This is a genomic window from Acinetobacter sp. UBA6526 (assembly GCF_002434875.1).
GTDB lineage: Bacteria > Pseudomonadota > Gammaproteobacteria > Pseudomonadales > Moraxellaceae > Acinetobacter > Acinetobacter venetianus.
On record NZ_DJLC01000235.1, the window covers coordinates 1 to 21,426 of the forward strand.

A 21,426-nucleotide genomic window follows, 5' to 3' on the forward strand; every position below is an offset into this window, starting at 1 on the left:
AACTGAAAATTAAGAAAAAAAATGTAAATCTATCTCCGCTAGTCGATAGAAATTCGTTAAGATCATAGCAATTTTAAACATTTTACTTTGACCTTTTTCGAGTTGGACGTGAAGAGTGACTGTCCCCGAGATCAAAGTCAACGATATAGACAAAATTTAGGTAGCCAAATGATCGACTCAGAAGGTTTCCGACCCAACGTCGGGATCATTTTGGCAAACGATGACGGACAAGTCTTATGGGCAAAGCGCATTGGTCACAATGCTTGGCAATTTCCACAAGGAGGTATCCAGTTTGGAGAAACCCCTGAACAGGCACTTTATCGTGAACTGAGAGAAGAAGTCGGCTTATTGCCCGAACACGTCCAAATTATAGCGCAAACAAAAGGTTGGCTGCGTTATCGTTTGCCACATCGATACATTCGGTCAGATTCAGATCCGGTATGTATTGGACAAAAGCAAAAGTGGTTTTTACTGAAGTTAACGGCATCGCCTCATCATATTCAGTTAAACCTATCAGACCCACCCGAATTCGATGAATGGCAATGGGTGAGTTATTGGTACCCATTGGGTCAAGTGGTCAATTTCAAACGAGATGTTTACCGCAAAGCCATGATGGAGTTGTGTTTACAATTACCTCAGCGTTAATTGTCGTAGAATCATCATTTTAAGCAATGATTTTTGACATTAGAGCTGTTATAACTAGGCCTATAACGATTCAATAAATTGGAGTAAACATCCATGTCAAACATGCAACTCGACACGCTTAGACGCATCGTACAAGAAATTAATGCGTCCGTCAGTTTGCATGAATCTTTGGACATTATGGTCAATCATGTGGCTGAAGCAATGCATGTTGATGTCTGCTCTATTTATTTATTGGATGAACGAAATCGCCGCTATGTGCTTATGGCTTCGAAAGGTTTAAAACCAGAAGCGGTCGGCAATGTCTCCTTAAATGTTGGTGAAGGTCTGGTTGGTTTAGTCGGTCAACGAGAAGAAATTGTCAACTTAGACAATGCGCCAAAGCATGAACGCTTTGCTTATTTACCCGAGACAGGTGAAGAACTATATAACTCATTCCTTGGCGTTCCTGTGATGTATCGCCGTAAAGTAATGGGCGTTTTAGTCGTTCAAAATAAAGAGTCACAAGACTTTAGCGAAGCCGCGGAATCATTTCTTGTTACCCTTTGCGCACAACTATCTGGTGTGATCGCACATGCTCATGCAGTCGGGAATATTGATGTATTTCGTAAACCGAGTAATGGATCAACCTATAAAACATTCCAAGGGGTTTCGGGTGCTGGCGGTATCGCGCTAGGTCGAGCAATTGTGCTATATCCCCCAGCCGATCTAACTGCAATTCCTGATCGTGAAGCTGAAGATATCAGCGATGAATTAGAACTTTTGGATCAAGCGATCGCTTCTGTTCGTCTTGAAATTCAATCTTTAGATGAAAAAATGCAAGACTCTCTCATGTCAGAAGAACGTGCATTGTTTAGCGTGTTCTTACGAATGTTAGATGAAAATGTCTTGCCGAGTGAAATCAAGGAACATATTCGAGCAGGAAGCTGGGCGCAAGGTGCTGTACGTAAAGTCATCGATAAACATATTGCGCTATTTGCGCAAATGGAAGATGACTATTTACGTGAGCGTGTTTCCGACTTAAAAGACCTTGGTCGTCGCATTCTCGCATGTTTGCAAGAAGCCGATTCTAGTCACCGAGAACTGAGTCCAGATAGTATCCTGATCGGCGAAGAAATCAGTACTGCTGCGTTGGTCGAGCTTCCTGTCGATAATATTGCTGCAATTGTAACTTCTGAAGGTGCTGCCAATTCACATATGGTGATCGTGGCGCGCGCTCTCGGTATTCCAACGGTTGTTGGTGTGACTGAGCTCCCAATCACGACGCTTGATGATATTGAAATGATTGTGGATGCGTATCAAGGACGTGTCTTTGTCAATCCACCACGTCGTTTACGTCAACGTTATAAAGAAGTTCAAAAAGAAGAAGAACAAATTGCAAAAGATTTAAAGCAGTACGAAACTAAAGATGCTGTAACGCCTGATGGTGTTGCTATTCCGTTATTCGTCAATACGGGTTTAATGATCGATGTTGTGCGCGGCGTACAACGTGGTGCAAAAGGTGTTGGTTTATATCGTAGTGAAATTCCATTTATGCTACGTGAACGCTTCCCTGGTGAAGAAGAACAACGCGCCATTTACCGCCAACAGCTCAGCCATTTTGCCAATAAACCTGTGATTATGCGTACACTGGATATTGGCGCGGACAAAGACCTTCCTTATTTCAGCATTGAAGAGGAAAATTCTGCTTTAGGTTGGCGTGGTTTACGTTTTACTTTAGACCATCCTGAGATTTTTTCTGCACAGATTCGCGCGATGCTCAAAGCCAGTATTGGTTTGAATAATTTACATATTCTTCTTCCGATGGTGACCAGTGTCAGTGAAGTAGAAGAAGTGTTGTATTTACTCGAGCGTGACTGGATTGCGGTTCAAGAAGAAGAGCAAGTCAAAATCACACGTCCTAAAATCGGAATTATGGTTGAAGTACCAAGCGTGCTATTACAAATTGGTGAGTTTGCCGAACTGGTTGATTTCTTCTCGGTGGGTTCAAATGATTTGACACAATATTTACTTGCCGTAGATCGTAATAATCCGCATGTTGCTAACGTATATTCGCACTTCCACCCTTCTGTGTTACGTGCCTTAAAACGTTTAGTTGAAGAATGTCATATTCATGAAAAACCTGTAAGCGTCTGCGGTGAGATGGCTGGTGATCCATTATCAGCAATTTTATTAATGGCGATGGGCTTTAATACGCTCTCTATGAGTTCGAGTAACATCTTGCGTGTACGCAAAGCAATTTGTCATGTGCCTATGACAGATGCTCAAAGATTATTAGATGATGTTCTACAAATGAATAACCCTCTGGTCGTGAAAAGTTGGTTAGAGCATTACTTTAAGACACATGGGCTTGGCGACATGGTTAAATCCAACCGTTTAGTCGGTGCTTAACGCATTTTTAAAAATAAAGAAAAAGAGCGATTATTCTTAGAATATCGCTCTTTTTTATATCAGTATTTAAATTTTACTTAGTTTCACGTAAGTAGATTTGCTGCTTACTCCCATTCAATGTCACTCGTGGAAACTTACGATCATAATCAATCACAATTGCATCTTTACCTGAGAGATTCTTCATATCAGACTCCCATGTCACGTAATAAGTAACTTCCGCATCACTTCTTACTGGTGGTCGAATCAACTTCAGATGATCCGTAGGTAAGCTCAATTCAACACGAAAAGGGACTTGTGATACTTGAACTTTCTTTTGTTGAATCAGGGTTGCTGGGACATCCGCCATACGGCTTTCGACAGCATATAGACTTACTGTGCCCTGTTGTGGTTGAACGCTGTAATTTCCTTGCCCAACAAATTCTACCGTTACGGCGCTAGAGTGATTTGCTTTGATATGATCTGTTTGTGGCATAGAGCTACAACCCGTTAAAGCTGTCAAAGATAGACCAAGACTCAGTGCTATTTTTTTCATTTTTGAAATCTCTTCATTAATCAAACAAAAATACCATAACCAACTCCAAAAACTGCTCCACTTACACATCTTCAACTCAAAGCATCATCAACAATTAAAATAACAACTCAGCAGACTATTTGTAACGAATCACTTGAGATAATGGAATTAAGTTACTTGCTCGATGAAAATAGCTGACTTTTACATAACTGCAACAGATGACAGCCATTATTATTTTAAAAGACCAAATATTTTTAAAGCATTCTCGGCTTAGCTTCGACGGATACTCGACGAAAGTAAAATAATTCAATAATTCTTTATTTTTCATTATGTTTTATCTTTTTTTAACAATTTATACATCCACAACAACACAGTTCATGTTTAAGATTTATGCAACTTCAATCGAATAAAGCATTTAAGACATCAACTTTAATCCATTGGAAAAAAAGGTTTCATAAACCTAGAGTAAAAGTACAAAGAATGTGAACTGATTCATGTGAAACCAAATTTAGGCATCTCTTAACTCGATACCCAATTTGCAGGATGAATCACTAAAACATTCATAATTTTGAACGGTAAATAGTTGAAGTGACTTCGCTCACAAGTCATTTTGATGGAGAAAGATCATGAGCCAAGACGATAAAGTACAAGCAAATACAACGTCCTCAGGACAATGCCCTGTTCTCCACGGCGGCAATACGGAAATGAGCGGTGGCCCAATGGCATGGTGGCCGAATGCTTTAAACCTCGACATTTTACATCAACACGATAAAAAAACTGATCCAATGGATCCAGATTTTGATTACGCCAAAGCATTTGCTGAGCTTGACTTAGAAGCGGTTAAACAAGACCTACGTGAATTAATTAATACTAGCCAAGATTGGTGGCCAGCGGATTGGGGCAGTTATGTCGGGATGATGGTCCGTACCGCATGGCACCTTGCAGGAAGCTATCGTAAACAAGATGGTCGCGGTGGTGCAAATACAGGTAATCAACGTTTCGCGCCATTAAACAGCTGGCCTGATAACGTCAATACAGATAAAGGCCGCCGTTTGTTATGGCCAATCAAGAGAAAATACGGCAACAAAATCTCATGGGGCGATTTAATCGTACTCGCAGGTACAGTGGCATATGACGTTGCTGGATTAAAAACCTTTGGTTTCGCAGGCGGCCGTGTCGATATTTGGGCACCTGAAAAAGATGTGTACTGGGGCAGTGAGAAAAAATGGTTAGATGCAACTAAAAACCGTTATGACAACGATCAAGATCGTGCATCCCTTGAAAATCCACTCGCAGCAGTACAAATGGGTTTAATCTATGTCAACCCAGAAGGTGTAGATGGTATACCTGATCCATTGCGTACTGCACAAGATATGCGGACCACATTTGACCGTATGGGGATGGATGACGAAGAAACGGTTGCTTTAACTGCGGGTGGTCATACTGTTGGTAAGGCACATGGTAATGGTGAAGCAGAAAACTTAGGCGCTGATGTGGAAGGTGCTGATGTTGAATTCCAAGGCTTAGGTTGGCATAACTCAGAAGGCACAGGCAATGCTGGTAATACCATGGTCAGTGGTATTGAAGGTGCTTGGACGACTCATCCAACCAAATGGGATAATGAATTCTTCTACTTACTTTTCACTTATGATTGGGAATTGCGTAAAAGCCCTGCGGGTGCGCATCAGTGGGAACCAATCAATATTAAAGAAGAAGATAAACCAGTTGATGCCCACAATCCGAATGTTCGTCGTAACCCGATCATGACTGATGCGGATATGGCACTTAAAATTGACCCAGAATACCGTAAGATTTCTGAACGTTTCTATCGTGACCCAGCTTATCTTGCAGAAGTTTTCTCTCGTGCTTGGTTCAAACTGACGCATCGTGATATGGGGCCAAAAAGTCGTTATTTAGGTGCGGATGTACCATCAGAAGATTTAATTTGGCAAGATCCGATTCCAACAGTAGATTACACCTTAACTGATGGTGAAGTCGCGGAACTCAAAGCGAAGTTACTTGCAAGTGGTCTATCGGCTAGTGACCTCATCACAACCGCTTGGGATAGTGCACGCACTTACCGTGGCTCGGATTTCCGTGGTGGTGCAAATGGTGCACGTATCCGCTTAGCGCCACAGAAAGACTGGGTAGCTAATGAACCTGAACGCTTACAAAAAGTCTTGGCAGTGTTGGAGTCAATCCAAGCCAGCTTAAGCAAGAAAGTAAGTATTGCTGATCTCATCGTACTTGGTGGTACAGCGGCTGTTGAACAAGCAGCACATAAAGCTGGTGTTCAAATTACCGTGCCATTTGCAGCAGGTCGTGGCGATGCAACTGCCGAACAAACAGATGTTTATTCATTTGAACCTTTAGAGCCGTTACATGATGGTTTCCGTAACTGGCAGAAACAACACTATGCAACGACACCAGAAGAGCTATTGCTAGACCAAGCTCAACTTTTGGGATTAACTGCACCTGAAATGACCGTTTTAGTTGGTGGCTTACGTGTACTTGGTGCGAACTACGGCGACAACCCTCAAGGTGTACTCACAGATCGCGTTGGTGTGCTCAGCAACGATTTCTTCGTAAACTTGACAGATATGCAGTACAACTGGAAACCAACTGGCCGTAACAGCTACAACATCGTTGAGCGTGACAGCGGCACAGTAAAATGGACAGCAAGTCGTGTGGACTTAGTATTTGGTTCAAACTCCATTCTACGTGCTTATGCTGAAGTCTATGCACAAGATGACAACAAAGAGAAATTCGTAAAAGACTTTGTTAAAGCTTGGGTCAAAGTGATGAATGCAGATCGTTTTGATCTCGCCTAATCCATGTGATATTTTAAGTGAAAGAAAATAAAGAACCCTCGTGGTTCTTTATTTTTATATAAAACTCAAAATATTAGTAGAAAAATAATCATGCCAAATCAAATCGAACAATTGATTCAAGAACACGACATGATCCTATTCGATGCGCAGTGTGTGCTCTGCTCCGCTTGGGCTGACTTCATGATCAAACATGACCATCAAACTCAATTCAAATTAGTCTCTGTCCAGTCTCAACTAGGACAACAAATTCTTAGAAAATATCAATTTCCAACTGACCATTTTGAAACCATGATTTTGCTAGAAAAAGGTCAGCTCTACACCGAATCAACTGCTTTTTTGCGGACCATGCAGCGTCTCGATTTCCCTTATTCCAGTTTAAAATACGGCAAACTGCTTCCAAAAAAGTTACGCGACTTTGCCTATCGTCGCATCGCATTAAATCGTTATCGGCTATTTGGCAAAACTGAGCACTGCTATGTTGTTGGTTCAGATGTGGAATCGCACTTTTTATTAGATGAGAAATTAAAATGAAGAATGCTGAAATGGCGCTTCATCGTATCTTAAAATTTTGTCAGTTGATGATTGCGCTACTTTGGATTTATCAAGGGTTATTTCCCAAATTCATCTTTCAAGTCGCTGATGAAAAGGTATTATGGCAGTTCATACATATCCCGACATCCTATATCACCGATATGATTGTTTTATCAGGGATTGCAGAAATTATTTTTGGAAGTCTATTCTTATTTATCAAACATCAGTATTTACATGATCTGAATTTATTGGGTTTGACACTCTTATTGCTTTGCGTTCTATTGATCTATCCGGACAGGATTTATCAAGCATTCAATCCTGTCGTTATGAATTTGGGGTTAGGTTGTCTCTCAGTCATCGCACTTTGGTGCATTGATGCTCAAAAAATTAAGCCCGAATAAAATGACCTTCACGGATACAATAAAAAGGATTAACCAATTTTGAAGAAGACTTCATCGCTTGCTGTAGTTCATGCTCTGGCGCATCGCGCTTTTCATCCGTAAGCTGAAAAGTTCGATAATGAATCGCCAAGGAACGATGTGCGTGTAAATCCAAATGTGCATGGAACGCATCTTGCGGGTTCATATGTACATAACGCATCAATTTTCGTGGCTCATACGCCCCGATTGGTAGTAGCGCAACTCGTGCATCTCCATAACGCTCATGGATCTGTTTAAAGTGGCCTGCATAACCTGTATCACCAGCAAAGAAACAGTGTCCAGTTTTTGCCAATAACGAAAATCCCCCCCAAAGTGCTCTATTTTGATCTCGGATTCCACGTCCTGAGGCATGTTGCGCTGGTGTGTATGCAATCTTCAACTCATCATGGAACGGAATTTCTTGCCACCAATCCATTTCAATCACATGCAAATGTTTGGGCATATAGTGACTATTGCCTAAGCCTGTGTAGATTGGCATCTCGAATTTTTCATGCAACCATTCTAAAGTCGCAAGATCCATATGATCGTAGTGATTGTGGCTCAATAGTACGCCATGAATCGTAGGTAAATGCTCAAGTGCGATTCCAGCAGGACAAGCACGCTGCGGCCCTTGCCCTTGTTTAGGACTCACATATTCACACCAAACTGGATCAGTCAAAAAGTTATATGGCCCAATTTGAATCAAGACTGTGGCATGACCAACAAACCAGATTTGCCAGTTATTGAGGTCTGCTTCGGGTCGATTTTGCGGAAGCTCCAACATATGGTTACGCATGTTCCATTCATGCGAACGGTCAACATTCCACGTATAAGATTTACGTGTTGCTAGCCAAGTCAGTAATCCTTTTCGATCAAAAGGCGTTAGACGCTTTTCCAAATTATAAAAGCGATCAACCCCACAATGATCAGATGTTTCATGTGGAAATGGAGGTTTCCCAAAAGTATGGCTCAAGCAAGATTGGGTCGGCAATTGATAGGTTAATGTCGGCTTATCTTTCATGTACTTCTTCTATAATGAAATCTGATCATCTTTAGCATCAATGAATAAGCTTAAAATGATAACGGACTATCACTCTAACTTTTTTCAAATCAATCTATTGTATGAGTTTTGAGAGGGTTTGATTACAGTCAAACGATCAAATTTGATCCTAACATAACGTTTTTAGTTATGCTGATTTTCTTCACTTGAGTCAACACAAATTTAAGTTATTGCTAAGCTTCATCATCTAGATTGCTCCTATCGAATGCTTAATTTTTTAATACATTTTTTATATTTTAAAATGAAGCATATTGTATAAAAAAGCAGCTACTATATAATCCGCCACACAGAACGACTTTCGAATACCCATACTTTTAAAAATAACAGTAAGACATACTTGGATCAGTCTTATGGAATTACGACATTTACGCTATTTCATCACCGTTGCAGAAGAACTTAGTTTCAGCAAAGCTGCAATCAAACTTCACACCGCTCAACCATCTTTAAGCCAGCAAATTAAAGATCTGGAAGATGATGTTGGTGTGCAGTTGTTTCACCGTACCAAACGCAAAGTAGAGCTGACCGAAGAGGGTCATGTATTTTTGGAACAAGCTCGCTTAACCTTAAATCAAGCGGATAAAGCTGTGACAATGGCTCGCCAAGTCGCAGCGGCAAAAGTACAATTTCTTCGCATCGGTTTTGTGCCATCGGCTGAAATACGGATTTTTCCTTATATTATCCCTCGCTTGAGAGTCAAAATTCCTAAGCTTCAAATCCGAACACTTAACTTAAAAGAAAGCGATCAAATTAATGAATTAAAGAAAGGCGATTTAGACATTATTTTTATAAATCAAGACTTTCAAAATGATACCTTTGCAAGTCAGCTTGTCCTGAAAGAGCCTTTGATTTTTATGCTCCCCAAACGACATCCTCTAGCGAATGTAGATGAAATCACAACGGATCAACTCAACGGCTTAGACCTTACGATTCTTTCACACAAACTATCTCAACCACTCGCGAAAACGATTTTGCAGTTTATCGATCAGCATCAAATTAAGTTCAAAACCATCCATGAAGCCAACGGTATTGCGGAAAGCATCGAAGCCGTGGATTCAGGGCAAAGTTGTGCTATTTTGCCATCATATATGCAAGCATTGGCAACCGAGAAGGTCGTAGTGAAAGCCTTAAATCATGCATTGCCTTGCTTAGATGTATTTATGAGCTTCAATAAGATCTCATCGAACGAAACGACTGAACAATTCTTAGAAGAAATTCGGCTCGTTTTTGATTTGGATCAATTTCCACTTTATGCAAGTTAAAAAAAGCCGACTTAGTCGGCTTTTGACTGATGATCACTTAAACATTGCTAAAAACCGCAGCAAACTTTTGGAAACCTGGTCGTTTGGAAATGTTTTCTAAATAACGTTCAATCGCTGGATGTGATTGCACTTCATTCATTTTTAATTGCCAAAATAGCATTGCCGCTACCGAAACATCTGCTGCGGTAAATTGCTCACCGCATAAATAAGGACTCGCCTCACCCAGTCCCTGTACAAAAGCATTATAGGCATCTTCATAGTCACCATAACCGACAGACATTTTTTGCTCTGCTTTCACATCAATGCCCAGCATTTTATTGGTAGATGCGGCCTCCCAAGGACCAGAGATAAAGAATAACCAACGATAATACAGCCCACGTTTTGGATCATTTAATGCTGGAGCTAAGCCTTTTTCTGCAAATTTATCTGCTAAATAAGCGCAAATTGCATCAAGCTCATACACCACCACATCGCCATCGACCAAAACAGGGACTTTGCCAAATGGATTGATTTTTAGATATTCAGGTGATTTCATTTCTGTCTGATAAGCCACCTCAATGCGTTCACACTCAACACCTAATTCAATGAGTAACCAGTCTACAACTACACCGCGAGACATATTATTGGTATAAAGTTTAAGTGCCATTTTGATATTTCCTTGTTTGTTGGTTTTATCTAAATTTAATGGCTGTGATTGTCAGTTTTTGTCAGTAGTCGCACGACAAACTTCTTGTGTCCACCATTGTTGAAATAATTGTTGTTTAAATTGTGGGTAAAGTTCTTGGCCGAGGCTCAATTGCTGGATGCGATCAATTCGAAAGTGCCTAAAACCATCACGCAGTTCACACCATGCTGCAAGCACGATGCGATCATTAAAATAACCTAAAGCAAAAGGCCACAAAACTCTAGAGCTGATTCTTTGCTGTTCATCAGCATAATCCACGGTGATTTTAACTTGTTGTCGAATCGCTAAACGAACTTGTTCCACCAGCATTTCATTGACAGGTAGCCATGCTGTAATTGATCTCAATGTGGTTTGCTCTAATAAATGCTGACAGTGCTCAGGCAGAACTGCATTTAACTTCGCAAGAACGGCTTTGGAAGCAGATTTTAAGGCTTGATCTGGAATATCATTTAGCCAATTTAAAGCTAGAAAAATGGCCTCAATTTCGGTTTCATTCAAGGTCATTGGCGGTAACAAAAAATCTTCTTTAAGCTGAAAGCCTAAACCCGCCGCCGCATCAATATTCACACCTTGATCACGTAAGGTCTCAATATCTCTATACACACTGCGCTGACTGATCTGCAATCGCTCTGCTAACACCTGTGCTGTGACTGGATAACGATATTCTCTTAAAAGTTGCAGCAGATTGAGCAAGCGAATTGAGCGTGACATGAAATTCCTATTGTTATTATTCAAAAGCTGAAAATGGAAGTTCCTCTCCATCGTTATTATTTTTTAGGCTTGTTCCATCATAAATGACTTATAAAATGATGAAACAAGCCTCATATCGAATATATTAGGCTTCAGTTAATACTGCAGCCTGTATAGTCGTTTGTAAATAACGATGTAACTCAGACACATTATTTGCAATTGTTAAGGGTTGATACTGCTCTAAGATTGAAATGCTATGCACACCATAGCTCACGCCAATACGTGGCATATTTAGATTTTGTGCCATCTCGAGGTCATAACTGGTATCCCCCACCATAATCGCACGTTCAACAGCCACATCTAATTCCGCTAAGATTTGCTCTAACATCAATGGATCAGGTTTCGACTTGGTTTCACTCGCAGCACGAGTAATGTCAAAAATGTCATGGCTATTCGTTTGAGTTAACACACGATCTAAACCTTTACGACTTTTTCCAGTAGCAACTGCAAGCTTTAAACCACGCTGCTTAAGCTCAGCAAGTAATTCAGCCACACCAGCAAACCATGCATCGCCTTTAGAATTGGCAACATAATGATCGGCATAACATTGCAAAATATCTTGCTGCAAATGTGGTACTTGCGGAAATAATGTTTGCATTACTTCAGGTAAACCTAGACCAATAATACTTTTAGCAGCTTCATTCGTAAGTGGTTGTTGAAATTGTTGTGCTGCATATTGCAGACTTGCCACAATTTGCCCTACCGAATCGAATAAGGTTCCGTCCCAATCGAAAATCACCAGTTCGATTTTTTGACTCATTTCTGCTTTCTCAACTCATCGACCACTTGCTGCATATCTTCAGGCATTGGTGCTTCAATCACAGGATAATTTGGGATTTCTAAACGCAATGCATGTAAGCATAAACGTCTTGCTTCTGGCCCTGTATAGACACTGTTATGTCCATATTTATCGTCACCCACTAATGGATGACCAATACTTAAACCATGCACACGAATTTGATGTGTACGTCCTGATAATGGTGAAGCATGTACTAAGGTTGCTGCCTTATAACGTTCAATGACCTTCCATTCCGTTTTACTTGGCTTACCGTCTTTGCTGACACGCACACGACGTTCGCCATTGGCCAGCTCATAACGCAACAGAGGTGCATCAATCAACTGCTGATCTAAGCTGACCTGACCTTTAACAATTGCAGCATAGGTTTTCTTAATTTTATGTTCACGAAGTAAATCTTGCAGTAATTTCAGCGTACTACGCTTTTTACTGATCATCACCAAACCAGAAGTATCACGGTCAATACGATGGATCAGTTCTAAATACTTTTTCCCTGTTGCAGCGCGTAAAGCCTCAATCAAACCGTAAGCCACGCCACTACCACCATGCACAGCAATCCCTGAAGGCTTGTTCACGACTAATAGGCCTTCATCCTCATACACGACTCGGCTGAGTAGGCTTTGTGCCACACTATCACTCACAGGTGCGGCTGTTTCATCTTTTTGTTCATAACGGATCGGTGCGACACGGATTTGGTCACCAATACTTAAACGAGTCTCTGCTTTTATTCTTTTTTTATTAACGCGTACTTGTCCTTCACGAATCAAACGATAGATTCGACTTTTGGGAACACCTTTTAATCGGGTAAATAAAAAGTTATCTATTCGCTGCCCGTCTTGATGCTCATCCACGTCAAACCAAGTGACACTTTGCCATTGTTGTGTAGAATTCATACGCTCGATTAATCCAAGATTTGCTAAATATGATTAAAAAATGATCATTTAGCTAAGTTATTTCACAAGAAACCTAAACTTAGCCCATAGGCAGATGCTGCAAGGTTTGGTATATTCAGCGCACGGATACCACCGTAAGTGAGCATCAAATCGGAAATTTTATTTTAGATAAAATTTTAAATCGAAGAGATATTCACCAACAACTCGGATAGGTCCTAAAGAATTATGCCGACGCCGAAGGCTTATTATATCGGCAAAATGGCAAACTGTTGCGTTTAATTGTGCATCTGCACATACAGTTTGTTCAGAAAAAATATGTCGCCAGCAATTTGCTGGTTATTAAACGTAAACTGATCCACATCAGACAATTTGCTCCCTGATGTCGCATTCAGGCTAAAGCGTTGATGCATTGGAACTGCCAGGCAGAGATACGATGATCATTCCGTATCGAGACTTCCAGATGGATCGACTTCAATGCTTAATGACAGTGAAAGTCACCATCCAATGCACCGCTCACCCGCCAGTGAAGCGTACAGGAAACTTTGGTTATGTCGGGTTGAGTGATATTTCACAGATGCAAAACATGGATGAAATATCAATTACCCTAAGATTGAAGCAATATTGCTAACATCGAAATAACGGTATCAAAGCCCAAACTGGATACTAACAGTCAGTGGTTTCAGAGCATCGTACATAAAGTTGCTTCTGAGTCTTGATCGCGCCAATTTGATGTTTGTTCAAACGTAATGAGCCCGTTGTTTGTGTGCATCACTATTAGGTGTCACACCCATGAAACGTATGTTGATTAATGCAACTCACGCCGAAGAAGTTCGCGTTGCACTTATCACTGGTAATCGTCTTTACGATTTCGATTTAGAGAATCGTACTCGTGAACAAAAAAAATCAAATATCTATAAAGGCCATGTCACTCGCGTTGAACCATCTTTAGAAGCGGTTTTCGTTGAGTACGGCGCACAGCGTCAAGGCTTTTTATCAATGCGAGAAATCGCAAACTCATATTTCAAAGCTGATCCTCGTCAAACATCAAACATTCGTGAATTGATCACTGAAGGGACTGAGCTACTGGTTCAAGTTGAAAAAGAAGAACGTGGCAACAAAGGTGCTGCGCTTTCGACGTTCATTTCACTTGCTGGTCGTTATCTCGTTTTGATGCCAAACAATCCGAAAGGTGGCGGTATCAGCCGTCAAATTTCAGGTTCAGTACGCGAAGAGTTAAAAGAAATTTTAGCATCACTCAATGTTCCTCGTGGCATGAGTGTGATCGTTCGTACTGCTGGTATCGGCCGTACACAAGAAGAGTTACAACTCGACTTACAACATTTGTTAGACCTTTGGGCTCAAATTCAAAGTTCTGCAAGTTCTGGCCCTTCTCCGATGTTGGTTCATCAAGAAGCAGGTGTAGTGACACGTGCTATTCGTGATTACTTACGTGATGACGTTGCAGAAATTTTAATTGACAGCGAGCAAGCCTATAACGAAGCTTATAACTTTGTAAAAGCAGTGATGCCTCGTCAGCTCGACAAATTAAAAACTTATACCTTGAATGAGCCTTTATTTGCTCATTTTGGTATCGAAAGCCAAATCCAGACTGCGTATGAGCGTGAAGTAAAACTTCCATCTGGCGGTTCAATCGTGATTGATCAAACCGAAGCACTGGTATCAATTGATATCAACTCGGCAAAATCAACACGCGGACACGATGTTGAAGAGACTGCATTAAATACCAACTTAGAAGCAGCCGAAGAAATCGCACGTCAACTTCGTTTACGTGATATTGGCGGTTTAGTCGTAATCGATTTCATCGATATGACCAAAGATCGTAATCAGCGTATGGTTGAAGCGAAACTTCGTGAAGCAACACAAAGTGATCGTGCACGTATCCAGTTTGGTCAACTTTCACGTTTTGGCCTCATGGAAATGAGTCGTCAACGTTTGCGTCCATCTTTGGAAGAAGCAACAGGTTATGTATGCCCACGCTGCCATGGTACAGGTATGGTTCGTGACTTACGTTCGTTGTCACTTTCAATTATGCGTAAAGTGGAAGAAATCGCATTACGTGAGCGTCAAGGTGAAGTGCAAGTTGAAGTGCCTGTAGAGATTGCTGCATTCTTATTGAATGAAAAGCGTCACAGCCTTGTTTACTTAGAACAAACTTCTAATGTTCGAGTAACGGTACTCCCTCATCCGCATTTAGAAACGCCACACTACGAAATTCAATACAACCCAGCAGGCTTTGCACCATCTAGCTATGAACGTACTGAAGCGACTCGTTCAAGCGAAAAAGAATTGGGGTATGAATCTTCTGAATGGCATTTAGAAGATGCTGAGCATAACCACGCTGCACCTGCTCAAAACAATGCAGCACCACAAAAGAAAGCTGCTCAACAACAGCAAACAGCTCAGCCTAAACAAAACCAAGCGGCAGCTCAAAAATCAGCTAGTCCTTGTGCATGGTTAGAGAATTTGTTTGTTCAAAAGCAAGCTCAAACAACTGACCAATCACGTTCTGCGCAAAATGCAGCAGCAGCGATTGAGCAAATGATCAACAACGGCGCAGTAAGCCGTGGTCAATTTGGTCAAGTCAACACACCTGCAACAGTAGAAACTACTGCTCAAGCAGGTAACAACAATGCTTACATGTCTCAAGCACCAGCGAAACAAGAAACGCGTGAGCAATTTGAAAAGGATGAAAAACCGCATCGTCCAAATCAAAACCAGAAAAAACGTAAGCACAAAGAGCAGCGTGAACAACATTCACAAGCACATGAGCAACAAAATCAAGTTCATGAAGAAGTTGTTCAGCTTTCACGCCAAGAACAGCGTCAAGAGCAACGTGAATTAAAACGTCAGCAAAAACGTCAACAACAGCACGAACCGCAAAACCAGCAACAGCATCATGAAGCTGCAAACGGTAATGATGCTGCGCCAGTGCCACGTCGTGATCGTAATAATCAGCAACGACCAAATCGTCCAAACCGTCATCGCGATCAAAGTGTCTTAAATGAGACACCTGCTCAAGCAGAATCAACAAACAATCCTCAACAAGTAAAAGTTAATGTTGTTGATGCGCCACGTGCAGAGTCAATGAACACTGCCTTGATCGTGAATATTGACCAAGGTCAAAGTGAAATTGTGGCAATTAACCCACAACAACCAGCTGTGGAAAAAGCTGCACCAAAAGCTGAGTCCGTTGCTCCTGCCGTAGTCGAGACCGTTGAGACTGCACCTGTTCAAGAAGAACAAGTTGTCGTTGAAACAACGCCTGCTCCTGAAGAAGCACAAGCGCCTGCAAAACGTGCAAGTAACGATCCACGCTCTCGTCGCCGTCAACGTGGCGCTCAAACTGAGCAAAAAGCCGCTGCGAAAGTTGCGCCATCGCAAATTCCTACGCTGGGTCAATTCACACTTGGTAGCTTGATTCGTCATGTCTATGGTGAAGATTGCACAATTTTGATTGAGCAATTTGGTCTTGTTACAACCTTCAACCGTGCTTTACAAAAGTTCTCTGAACAATATGCAAGTACGCTAGTTGCTGAAACAACAGTAGTTGAAGAAAAACGTCCTGTAACTCGTGATGCTGAGCTTCCTAGTCAAAAACCGACTGAGGACGTTGAGCCTGCACCAGTGCTTGCATTAACACCTCCTGAAGCTCCAGCTGCTCGTGTTGCGAATGATCCACGCGAACGTCGTCGTTTGGCAAAACTCGCTGCGGAACAAGCCAAAGAAGCTCATATCGCTTCAAATGCTACACCTACAACAGTCGAAAGCACTGAGACTAAGGAAGAAGCACCTGCGCCAGTAGTAGTTGAAACTGAAGTGGTTGCAGAGCCAGCAGCACCAGAGCAACAGCCTCTTGAGTTAGCAACAACTGATGCTGAAAAAGTACCAGAAACTGAGGTTGCAACAACGAAAGAAGAGACGGCTAAAGAAGCCGTTGTCGTTGAAGAAACTGTGGTTGTGGAAGCAGCACCCAAAAAAGTAAAAGCTGAAGAGAAATCTGAAGCCGTTACTGAAAAGGTGGATGCTGAAGACGAAGCTGCTCAAATCGAGAAAGAAAAATCGAGCCGCCCTCGCCGCCCGCGTGGTCGTCCACCGAAAAAGAGCACAGCTAGCAATGAGTAATTTGCTAAATTGCACACAATAAGCAAAAGCCTAGTCATTTCGATGACTAGGCTTTTTTGTTATTTTGTCAAATTAGGTTGATTGCTCTAGGGACTTACCATTAAAAACAGCATCAACAACAATGATGTTAAATGGTTGTGTTCCATACAGATAGCCATTTTTGGATTGATCGAAAAATAAATAGGATTGATATGAGCCAAACTACGCAGACCGATATTATTACTCTTGGTGATGTCGCAACTCGACTTCCCAACTTCATCACTAAAGTACCTCATATCCTGAATGGTCTTAAACAAGCATACTTGCGAACACCAACATCTCCAGCAGGTTTGGGGATTGCCTTTGAAAAAGCAGTAAAACGCAATCCACAAGGCATCGCACTGTTATTTGAAGATCAAAGCTACAGCTATCAAGCGTTAAATGAATGGGCAAACCAAATTGCGCATTACTATTTATCTATTGGTGCTAAAAAAGGTGATGTCGTTGCAGTGATGGTTGAAAACCGTCCTGAGCTAATTGCATCAATCGTGGCTTTAGCCAAAATCGGCGTCACAATCGCATTAGTCAACACATCACAAGTTGGCAAAGTACTGGCTCACAGCATTAACTTGGTCAATCCAATTGCAGTCATTGCGGGTGAAGAAGTTCGTGCAGCGATAGACGAAACCCGTGCAGACTTAAATGTTGCTCCAGATCGTTTTCATTGGTTTGCAGATCAAGAAACGCGTAAAAATTCAGGTACTGCCCCTCAAGGCTATATCAACCTTGCTCAACAAATTGATCAATTTCCAAAGTTCAATCCATCAACCACACGTACTGTTACGGGTAAAGATGGCTTATTCTATATTTACACCTCTGGTACGACAGGCTTACCAAAAGCAGTGATCTTTACGCACAGCCGTTGGACATTGGCATATGGAACTTATGGCCATATCTTGAATCTAGGTAAAGATGATGTAATGTATGTAACACTACCACTTTATCATGCAACAGGTGTTGTTGTGTGCTGGTGTGGTGTGATTGCGGGCAGTGCAACACTTGCTGTACGTCGTAAATACTCGACTAGCGCATTCTGGAAAGATGTTCAAAAATTCAATGCTTCTGCGATTGGTTATGTAGGCGAACTTTGCCGATACTTGATTGATGCGCCTGAAACAGAATTAGATCGTGCTCACCGTGTAACCAAAATGATTGGTAATGGGATGCGTCCAAATATCTGGGGCAAATTCAAGGACCGTTTTGGTGTTCAAGAAGTACTAGAACTCTATGCATCAAGTGAAGGTAACGTTGGCTTCAGTAATATTTTCAACTTTGATAATACTGTAGGTTTTTCTCCAACCCCTTATGCAATCGTTGAATTTGATAAAGAGAAAAATGAACTTGTACGTGACAAAAAAGGTTACTGCAAGAAAGTGAAAACAGGCGAAGTTGGTTTACTTATCGGTAAGATCACTAGCCGCTCTCCTTTTGATGGCTATACAGACCCTGAGAAAAATAAATCTGTGATTTTGAAAGATGTGTTCACTAAAGGTGATTCATATTTCAATACAGGTGATTTGGTACGTGATATCGGTTTCCGCCATGCACAATTTGTAGACCGTCTTGGCGACACTTTCCGTTGGAAAGGTGAAAATGTTTCTACAACCGAAGTTGAAAACATGGTTTGTGAATATGACAAGATCGCTGAGGCTGTCGTATACGGTGTAGAAATCCCAAATACCAATGGTCGTGCTGGTATGGCAGCAATCACGCTTGTTGACGGTGTAGAGCTCAATGAAACAGATTTAGCAGAGATGGTGAACGTATTTAAAAAATGCTTACCGTCATACGCAATTCCTGTTTTCTTGCGTATACAAGCAAAAGTTGAAACAACAGGTACATTCAAATACCAAAAGAATAAACTCAAAGAAGAAGCGTTTAATCCAAGCAAAACTTCTGAACGCTTATTGGTTTTATTACCTGGTGCAACAAGTTATTGTGATGTAAGTACTGAGATTTTTGACAATATTCAAAGTTATCAATACCGTTTCTAGTTTATTTTTTAGCTAAACAAGAGGAAATCGTGCTTTTTATAAACAATCATGCACATGTTTTTAAATTTCCTCTTGTGTTAGTTGAATAAGTTGCTAGAATACGCAACATCAAAACGAGATGGGTCGTTAGCTCAGTTGGTAGAGCAGCGGACTTTTAATCCGTTGGTCCCGCGTTCGAGTCGCGGACGACCCACCATTTAATGTTTTGTTAGTTTGTAAAATGTATTTTACAAATGCCTGTAAGAGGTTTAACGTCATAGAAAATCATAGATTTTCCTTTATGACAAAGTAAAAAATATTTTACTTATCCTCGTTCAGGGTCGTTAGCTCAGTTGGTAGAGCAGCGGACTTTTAATCCGTTGGTCCCGCGTTCGAGTCGCGGACGACCCACCATATTCTAAAAAGCCTCATCATAAATGATGAGGCTTTTTATTTTGTCTAAACTATTTTTCCAAATGATGACAAATAAATTTAAATTGCTTTAAGCATCCTTGCTCAAAGCATTCATATCATTACATTATAAAAATGCTTCTAAGACTGAGTTTAAGAATATATGCCCTTGAGCTGTGCAAGCTAAGATAGCAGAGTCTTCAAGCAATAATTTTTTGTCACGTAATTGCGTTAAAACATCATCCAAATCACTCAACGCTAAGCCTGTACGTTGTTCATAAAGTTCAGCTGGCACACCGTCATTTAAGCGTAGTGCATTCATCATAAACTCAAAGGGTAATTCGTCTGCTTCAATTCGTTTCATTTGCACATGATCAGCAGGAACTTTTGCTAAGTAATCTTTGGGCAAGCGTGTCTTCTGAAAGCGGTAAATCCCATCAGAACGCGTCACTTTACCATGTGCCCCAGCCCCAATTGCCAAATAGTCTCCAAACTGCCAATAATTTAGATTGTGTGTAGATGGCTTTTCCTTTCGCCATGCAGAGACTTCATAATTCACGTAGCCATTTGCAATAAGATAGGCCTCACCTTTCTCCTGAATATGCTCTAAAACTTCATCTTGTGGCAATATAGGCTGAGTTCTAAAGAAAACAGTATTTGGCTCAATGGTTAACTGATACCAGCTAATATGCGTCGCGCCATGCGTTACAGCTAACTTTAGATCTGTGAGCGCCTGTTCTTCTGTCTGCTCTGGTAAGCCATGCATTAAATCGACATTGACACGCTCGAAGCCTGCCTGACGCGCCTGCTGAATTGCATCCAAAGCATTATCTGCTGAATGAATCCGCCCTAAGCGCTGTAAATGATCAGCATCAAAACTTTGTACACCGAGCGATAAACGATTAATTCCAGTCGCAAGATAATCTGCAAAAGGATCATGCTCAACTGTTCCCGGATTAGCTTCCAGTGTAATCTCACAATCGGCTTCAAAATCCAATCGCGCTTTAAGTTGATCAAATAACCACTGATAGCCTTGTGCTGAGATTAAAGACGGCGTTCCACCACCAATAAACACACTATGAATTGCACGACCTTGAGCCATTTCTATCTGTGTTTCAAAATCAGCCACCAAAGCCGCAAGATATTGTTGCTCCAAATCCATAGATAACTGCCCATCAGGAACAGCATGCGAATTGAAATCACAATAAGGACATTTACGCACACACCAAGGCATATGGATATACAGAGAAAGTGGAATATTTGCTGGATTTAAATGACTCAAAGTAAAAGCTCAATAACAGAACTTTTCTATTTTAACATGACTCTCTCAATCAGCTTATTATCATCACTTCACGATTCAGTTAGACTGTGATTACAAAGAACAATTAGATTGATAATATGATGAAAATCTCTAGCCAATTGCTATTTATACTCCCCCTTGCGTTAGGTGTTGGAATTGCAATGGCATTTCAAACAGCAATCAATGCTCAATTCCGAGAACATTTACATTCTCCGCTTCAGGCCGCATTTCTTTCATTTCTTGTTGGCACAGTTATTTTGGCTTTTTTAGTCTATTTTCAGGATGTATCCAAACCAAATTTAAGTGAACTTTCAAATATTCCGTGGTATTTATGGATCGGCGGTTGCCTTGGGGTTTATGCCATTAGTATGAGCATTTATACTGCGCCTAAGCTTGGTTTTTTGACTTTTTCTGGTTTAGTCATTTTTGGGCAACTGGTGATTTCAATGTTACTTGATCATTTTGGCTGGATAGGTACGGACAAAACGCCTATAAATTGGCAACGTTTGCTTGGCGGTATTATCATTTTTATCGGTGTGTTACTCACCTTACAGCGTTAGGGCCGTAGCCCCTAACTCTCCTTTATTTTTATAAGAGTATTTTTTGTGTCTCACACTTCCACGACGCGCTATGAATTGAAGCAATTATACCATTTGATGCTTCCTATTCTGATTACTCAATTTGCTCAAGCTGGTTTAGGCCTGATTGATACCATTATGGCAGGGCATCTTTCCGCTGCTGACCTTGCAGCGATTGCTGTAGGTGTCGGCTTTTGGATTACTAGTTTGGTGT

Annotated in this window: 17 protein-coding genes and 2 tRNA genes; 12 read left to right on the forward strand and 7 right to left on the reverse strand. The window is 41.1% G+C overall.

What is annotated here, in order from left to right:
• Positions 1-168: 168 nt before the first annotated feature.
• Positions 169-645, forward strand: coding sequence for an RNA pyrophosphohydrolase (locus B4237_RS16130; RefSeq protein ID WP_004876647.1), 477 nt, complete (start codon positions 169-171; stop codon positions 643-645).
• Between the two features lie 93 nt (positions 646-738).
• Complete coding sequence (gene ptsP, locus B4237_RS16135; protein ID WP_007479111.1) at positions 739-3,033, forward strand: phosphoenolpyruvate--protein phosphotransferase; 2,295 nt, start codon at positions 739-741, stop codon at positions 3,031-3,033.
• Positions 3,034-3,106: 73 nt separating this feature from the next.
• On the opposite strand, the gene B4237_RS16140 is transcribed toward ptsP, so the two are convergent.
• Entirely contained in the window at positions 3,107-3,565 is a 459-nt protein-coding gene (locus tag B4237_RS16140) for a hypothetical protein (protein WP_278595933.1), read from the reverse strand.
• A 605-nt stretch (positions 3,566-4,170) separates the two neighbouring features.
• Between B4237_RS16140 and katG the strand changes: the two genes are divergently transcribed.
• From katG to B4237_RS16155, 3 genes are all read left to right on the forward strand, one after another.
• Positions 4,171-6,375: a catalase/peroxidase HPI gene (gene katG, locus B4237_RS16145; protein WP_286943947.1), complete on the forward strand. Its 2,205-nt coding sequence runs from the start codon at positions 4,171-4,173 to the stop codon at positions 6,373-6,375.
• 90 nt (positions 6,376-6,465) lie between these two features.
• Entirely contained in the window at positions 6,466-6,906 is a 441-nt protein-coding gene (locus B4237_RS16150) for a thiol-disulfide oxidoreductase DCC family protein (protein ID WP_278595935.1), read from the forward strand.
• Positions 6,903-7,307 (forward strand): DoxX-like family protein, encoded by a 405-nt coding sequence (locus B4237_RS16155; protein ID WP_278595936.1) that lies wholly within the window; start codon positions 6,903-6,905, stop codon positions 7,305-7,307. Before B4237_RS16150 ends, B4237_RS16155 begins: the two co-directional genes overlap by 4 nt.
• Here B4237_RS16155 and B4237_RS16160 read toward each other — a convergent pair.
• Positions 7,294-8,346, reverse strand: coding sequence for an MBL fold metallo-hydrolase (locus B4237_RS16160; protein ID WP_004876636.1), 1,053 nt, complete (start codon positions 8,344-8,346; stop codon positions 7,294-7,296). The genes B4237_RS16155 and B4237_RS16160 overlap by 14 nt on opposite strands.
• Before the next feature lie 389 nt (positions 8,347-8,735).
• On the opposite strand from B4237_RS16160, the gene B4237_RS16165 reads away from it, so the two are divergent.
• Entirely contained in the window at positions 8,736-9,644 is a 909-nt protein-coding gene (locus B4237_RS16165) for a LysR substrate-binding domain-containing protein (protein WP_004876635.1), read from the forward strand.
• Between the two features lie 37 nt (positions 9,645-9,681).
• Here the strand turns inward: B4237_RS16165 and B4237_RS16170 are convergent, their stop codons facing one another.
• The 4 genes from B4237_RS16170 to B4237_RS16185 form a co-directional block, all read right to left on the reverse strand.
• Positions 9,682-10,290: a glutathione S-transferase family protein gene (locus B4237_RS16170; RefSeq protein ID WP_061524224.1), complete on the reverse strand. Its 609-nt coding sequence runs from the start codon at positions 10,288-10,290 to the stop codon at positions 9,682-9,684.
• A 51-nt stretch (positions 10,291-10,341) separates the two neighbouring features.
• Entirely contained in the window at positions 10,342-11,040 is a 699-nt protein-coding gene (locus B4237_RS16175) for a helix-turn-helix transcriptional regulator (RefSeq protein ID WP_278595937.1), read from the reverse strand.
• Positions 11,041-11,164: 124 nt separating this feature from the next.
• Complete coding sequence (locus tag B4237_RS16180; RefSeq protein ID WP_278595938.1) at positions 11,165-11,839, reverse strand: HAD-IA family hydrolase; 675 nt, start codon at positions 11,837-11,839, stop codon at positions 11,165-11,167.
• The gene (locus B4237_RS16185) at positions 11,836-12,768 is read right to left on the reverse strand and encodes an RluA family pseudouridine synthase (protein WP_278595939.1); all 933 of its coding nucleotides are present in this window, start codon (positions 12,766-12,768) and stop codon (positions 11,836-11,838) included. Before B4237_RS16185 ends, B4237_RS16180 begins: the two co-directional genes overlap by 4 nt.
• A gap of 789 nt (positions 12,769-13,557) precedes the next feature.
• Here B4237_RS16185 and B4237_RS16190 point away from each other — a divergent pair.
• The 4 genes from B4237_RS16190 (at position 13,558) to B4237_RS16205 (ending at position 19,337) form a co-directional block, all read left to right on the forward strand.
• A complete protein-coding gene (locus B4237_RS16190) occupies positions 13,558-16,911 on the forward strand; it encodes an Rne/Rng family ribonuclease (protein ID WP_278595940.1) in 3,354 nt (1,117 codons plus the stop codon).
• A 191-nt stretch (positions 16,912-17,102) separates the two neighbouring features.
• Positions 17,103-18,944 (forward strand): long-chain-acyl-CoA synthetase, encoded by a 1,842-nt coding sequence (locus tag B4237_RS16195; protein ID WP_278595941.1) that lies wholly within the window; start codon positions 17,103-17,105, stop codon positions 18,942-18,944.
• Positions 18,945-19,064: 120 nt separating this feature from the next.
• Positions 19,065-19,140: transfer RNA gene (locus B4237_RS16200), tRNA-Lys, on the forward strand.
• A gap of 121 nt (positions 19,141-19,261) precedes the next feature.
• Positions 19,262-19,337, forward strand: a tRNA-Lys gene (locus B4237_RS16205).
• A 124-nt stretch (positions 19,338-19,461) separates the two neighbouring features.
• Here the strand turns inward: B4237_RS16205 and hemW are convergent.
• Positions 19,462-20,616: a radical SAM family heme chaperone HemW gene (hemW, locus tag B4237_RS16210; RefSeq protein WP_278595942.1), complete on the reverse strand. Its 1,155-nt coding sequence runs from the start codon at positions 20,614-20,616 to the stop codon at positions 19,462-19,464.
• Positions 20,617-20,732: 116 nt separating this feature from the next.
• Between hemW and B4237_RS16215 the strand changes: the two genes are divergently transcribed.
• Together B4237_RS16215 and B4237_RS16220 are read left to right on the forward strand one after the other, a co-directional pair.
• Complete coding sequence (locus B4237_RS16215) at positions 20,733-21,194, forward strand: DMT family transporter (protein WP_004876619.1); 462 nt, start codon at positions 20,733-20,735, stop codon at positions 21,192-21,194.
• A 96-nt stretch (positions 21,195-21,290) separates the two neighbouring features.
• Positions 21,291-21,426 (forward strand): MATE family efflux transporter (locus B4237_RS16220; protein WP_414632351.1); only part of this gene is annotated, 136 nt, incomplete at its 3' end.